Origin of the sequence: Mesorhizobium sp. M5C.F.Ca.IN.020.32.2.1 (genome assembly GCF_004023105.1) — a bacterium.
Lineage (GTDB): Bacteria > Pseudomonadota > Alphaproteobacteria > Rhizobiales > Rhizobiaceae > Mesorhizobium > Mesorhizobium wenxiniae.
The window spans coordinates 1-3,605 of the sequence record NZ_RZSX01000674.1 but is presented as its reverse complement, the minus strand read 5'-3'; the positions used below and the strand labels follow the sequence as shown (position 1 = coordinate 3,605).

Genomic DNA, 3,605 nt, shown 5'->3' with positions numbered 1-3,605 from the left:
GTTCAAGCTGCGGCCACAGGCCGCGACGGCCGACGAGGAGAAGCCGGTGAGCGGCGGCAAAGCCGTGGCAACCTGACGGGCGGCCAACGGGATGACCAAAGGCATCGTCATCCGTGAAGCGCATTTCCCCGGCCGCGCCCCGATCGAGGCCTACGGCAATGGTGGGTTTCGTTTCGCCGACATGTCGCATCGCGGCTCGCTCCTGTGCCTGCCGTCGGGCATCTACGGTTGGGAGCCGGCTGATCCGCTGGCACTGACGGCGGCGGATTTCGCCAAGCTGCTCAACGAGGCTGACAAGATCGAGATCCTGCTGGTCGGCGCCGGCAAGGATCTCAGGCCGTTGCCGGCGGCGCTGCGTGCTGCGCTGAAGGCGGTGGGCATTGCGGCCGATCCGATGTCGACCGGCGCGGCCGTGCGGACCTACAATGTTCTTCTGGCGGAAAACCGTGCGGTGGCTGCCGCCCTGATCGCCGTGGAGTGACGTGAGCGAAAACGCCAAAATCGTCATGGAAACGGTGCGAGCCGCCGACCATGACCGCTATGTTTCCGCGCTCTATGCGCGCGAGGACAAGCGTGACGCGCTTTTTTCGCTCTATGCCTTCAATGCCGAGATATCAGGCATTCGTGACCGTATCCGCGAGGCGCTGCCGGGCGAGGTGCGGCTGCAATGGTGGCGCGATGTCATCGCAGCCGAGGACGCCGGAGCAGGCACCGGCCATCCGGTTGCGGACGCGTTGACGGCCACGATTTCCGCCCACCGCCTGCCGAAATCTGCCTTCGAGAACATGCTCGAAGCGCGTATTTTCGATCTCTATGACGACCCTATGCCGTCGCGGACCGATCTGGAAGGCTATTGCGGCGAGACCGCAGCGGCGCTCATCCAGCTTGCAGCGATGGTGCTTGATCCCGTCGAAGCACCACGGTTTGCCGAACTTGCGGGCAGAGCAGGTTGTGCACAAGCGATGACCGGCCTTTTGCTGCTGCTGCCGCTGCATCGCAAGCGTGGGCAATGCTTTGTCCCGGCCGACATTCTGGCTGCGGCAGGGTCGTCGCCCGAGGAGTTCGTTGCCGGCGAAGGTGGGCCTGGAGCGCAACGCGCTGTCGCCGCGATGATTGCACTAGCGCAGGAGCATTTGTCTGCTTTCGAGAAGAGTGCATCGGCCTTGCCAGTTTCGCTGCGACCGGCATTTTTGCCGCTGGCCTTGTCGCGCGCCTATCTCGGCAAGATGGAAGGTTCTTCTCATTCACCTCTGAACGGCGAGGCGCAGCTCTCGGCCTGGCGCCGCCATTGGCTGCTCTTGCGTCGCGCAACGCGAGGCTGGCCGGGCATCTGAAGGCTGACACGAACTCCGTAACTGCTACTCCGCTGCTTCCGCCCGCGAAGGCAATCCCAGCCATTCGCGGCAGTCGGCCAGCGCGCGTGACGTCAGCGCACGCCGCTTGGCGACGGTCTTATCCTTGCCGCGCAGGCGCTTTCCCTCGGCTTTCGGCGCTTCCACAGGGGGAAACAGGCCGAAATTGATGTTCATCGGCTGGAAGGAGCGCTTTCCCGGCTCGTCGTCGGAAACGATGTGACCGCCGGTGATATGGTTGAGCAGCGCGCCAAAGGCAGTGGTCATCGGCGGCAGCGCCGGCGCGTGGCCCAGCCGCTCGGCGGCGGCAAAGCGCCCGGCAAGCAGGCCGATGGCCGCACTTTCGACATAGCCTTCGCAGCCGGTGATCTGGCCGGCGAAGCGCAGGCCGGGCCGCGATTTCAACTGCAGCGAATGGTCAAGCAGCGTCGGCGAATTGATATAGGTGTTGCGGTGCAGGCCGCCGAGGCGAGCAAACTCGGCGTTTTCGAGGCCCGGGATGGTGCGGAACACGCGCACCTGCTCGGCGTGCTTCAGCTTGGTCTGGAAGCCGACCATGTTGTAGAGCGTGCCCAGCGCATTGTCCTGGCGAAGTTGCACGACGGCATAGGCCTTCACCGATGGATTGTGCGCATTGGTCAGCCCCATCGGCTTCATCGGCCCATGACGCAGCGTCTCGACGCCGCGCTCGGCCATGATCTCGACCGGCAGGCAGCCGTCGAAATATGGCGTGCCTTCCCATTGCTTGAATTCGGTTTTCTGACCGTCGACAAGTGCCCGCACGAAGGCAAGGTACTGCTCCTTATCCATCGGGCAGTTGATGTAGTCCTTGCCGGTGCCGCCAGGCCCGACTTTGTCGTAACGTGACTGGAACCAGCAAACGTCCATGTCGATCGTGTCGAAATGGACGATCGGCGCGATGGCATCGAAGAAGGCGAACGCATCGGCGCCGGTCACTTCCGCGATCGATTGGGCGAGCGACGGCGCGGTCAGCGGGCCGGTGGCGATGATCGCCTGGTCCCAGTCCGCCGGCGGCAGGCCGGGCACTTCCTCGCGCTGGATGGTGATGAGTGGGTGCGCTTCGAGCTTTTTGGTCACCGCTTCGGAAAATCCGTCGCGGTCGACGGCAAGCGCACCACCGGCGGGCACCTGGTTATCATCGCCAGCGCTCATGATCAGCGACCCGGCCAGCCGCATTTCGGCGTGCAGCAGACCGACGGCGTTGGTTTGCGCATCGTCGGAACGGAAGGAATTGGAACAGACGAGCTCGGCCAGCCCACCCGTCTTGTGCGCATCGGTGCCGCGGACGGGACGCATTTCATGCAGAACAACGGGAACGCCGGCTTCGGCCGCCTGCCAAGCGGCTTCTGAGCCGGCGAGACCGCCGCCGATGACGTGAATGGGATTCTTGTTCATGAGCGCCGAAATAATCCCTTGTAGCTGCGATTGCAATTGCATGAGTTCGTCGCACTGTTGGCGCCAAGTGCTGCAATCGTCTACTGTCGGAGAATGGACGGGAGTCTCGGGAACTTTGCCAGAGCGACCTTTTCGACAGTCGTGATCGCCATGGGCGGATCAGCGGCCGCCGGCGAACTGGCCGCGACGGCTTCCAAGCGGATCCCCATATGCCACGGCTATAGTTGCAACTATCGCACGATGCTGGCGCTTGGCCCCGGTGACGGCGCGCGTTTCCGCTCTATCCTGCGTGCGGGTGCGGGTTCGCCCCAAGCCGAGCGCTCCGCTATTTCGAAGGCTGTCCGCTATTTCGAGCAGCGCATTTTCCGGGCCATCGGCATTCGCGATCTGCCGCAGTCGGAATTCGGTGCATCGCGCATCAGGGGCCAGATGGATCGTGTCGACGAATCGACCAATACGCATGCTCTGCTGGTCTATCTTGCCGAGCGAAAATTGCTCAGGTTTCACAAGGTCGAGGACAAGGCCTCGCGGGGCCTGTTTGTCGACGGGCGCTATCCCCATTGGACGGCGGTGATCAGCGACCGCGGGGGCACCGAATGGGTGGTGGATTCCTGGTATGCGCCGATGGGCGGCGCACCGGACATTTTTCCGCTGAGCCAGTGGAAGAAACGGGGCGTGCTGGAAAGCGGTGCGCTGGACTGACGACAGTCCCCCGCCAAAACGGCTCTCGGACTGCTTCGACTCTGAAAACAACAACACCCGCGGGGGGAGGAGGTCCGGCGGGTGTCGTTTTGCTGGCCGATCCTCGGGAGGAGGTGAAGATCGACCGTATTCGTC

4 protein-coding genes are annotated in these 3,605 nt (G+C 63.6%); 3 read left to right on the top strand and 1 reads right to left on the bottom strand.

What is annotated here, in order from left to right; all coding sequences use genetic code 11:
• Positions 1-91 precede the first annotated feature (91 nt).
• Together EOA86_RS26765 and EOA86_RS26760 are read left to right on the top strand one after the other, a co-directional pair.
• Positions 92-481: an Mth938-like domain-containing protein gene (locus EOA86_RS26765; protein ID WP_065007774.1), complete on the top strand. Its 390-nt coding sequence runs from the start codon at positions 92-94 to the stop codon at positions 479-481.
• A gap of 1 nt (position 482) precedes the next feature.
• Positions 483-1,334: a phytoene/squalene synthase family protein gene (locus EOA86_RS26760; protein WP_164892002.1), complete on the top strand. Its 852-nt coding sequence runs from the start codon at positions 483-485 to the stop codon at positions 1,332-1,334.
• A 24-nt stretch (positions 1,335-1,358) separates the two neighbouring features.
• Here the strand turns inward: EOA86_RS26760 and trmFO are convergent, their stop codons facing one another.
• A complete protein-coding gene (trmFO, locus tag EOA86_RS26755; RefSeq protein ID WP_128344446.1) occupies positions 1,359-2,768 on the bottom strand; it encodes a methylenetetrahydrofolate--tRNA-(uracil(54)-C(5))-methyltransferase (FADH(2)-oxidizing) TrmFO in 1,410 nt (469 codons plus the stop codon).
• A gap of 150 nt (positions 2,769-2,918) precedes the next feature.
• Between trmFO and EOA86_RS26750 the strand changes: the two genes are divergently transcribed.
• Positions 2,919-3,470 carry a hypothetical protein gene (locus EOA86_RS26750; RefSeq protein WP_128344444.1) on the top strand — a complete coding sequence of 184 codons (552 nt, stop codon included), beginning with the start codon at positions 2,919-2,921 and terminating at the stop codon, positions 3,468-3,470.
• The last annotated feature ends 135 nt before the right edge of the window (positions 3,471-3,605 follow it).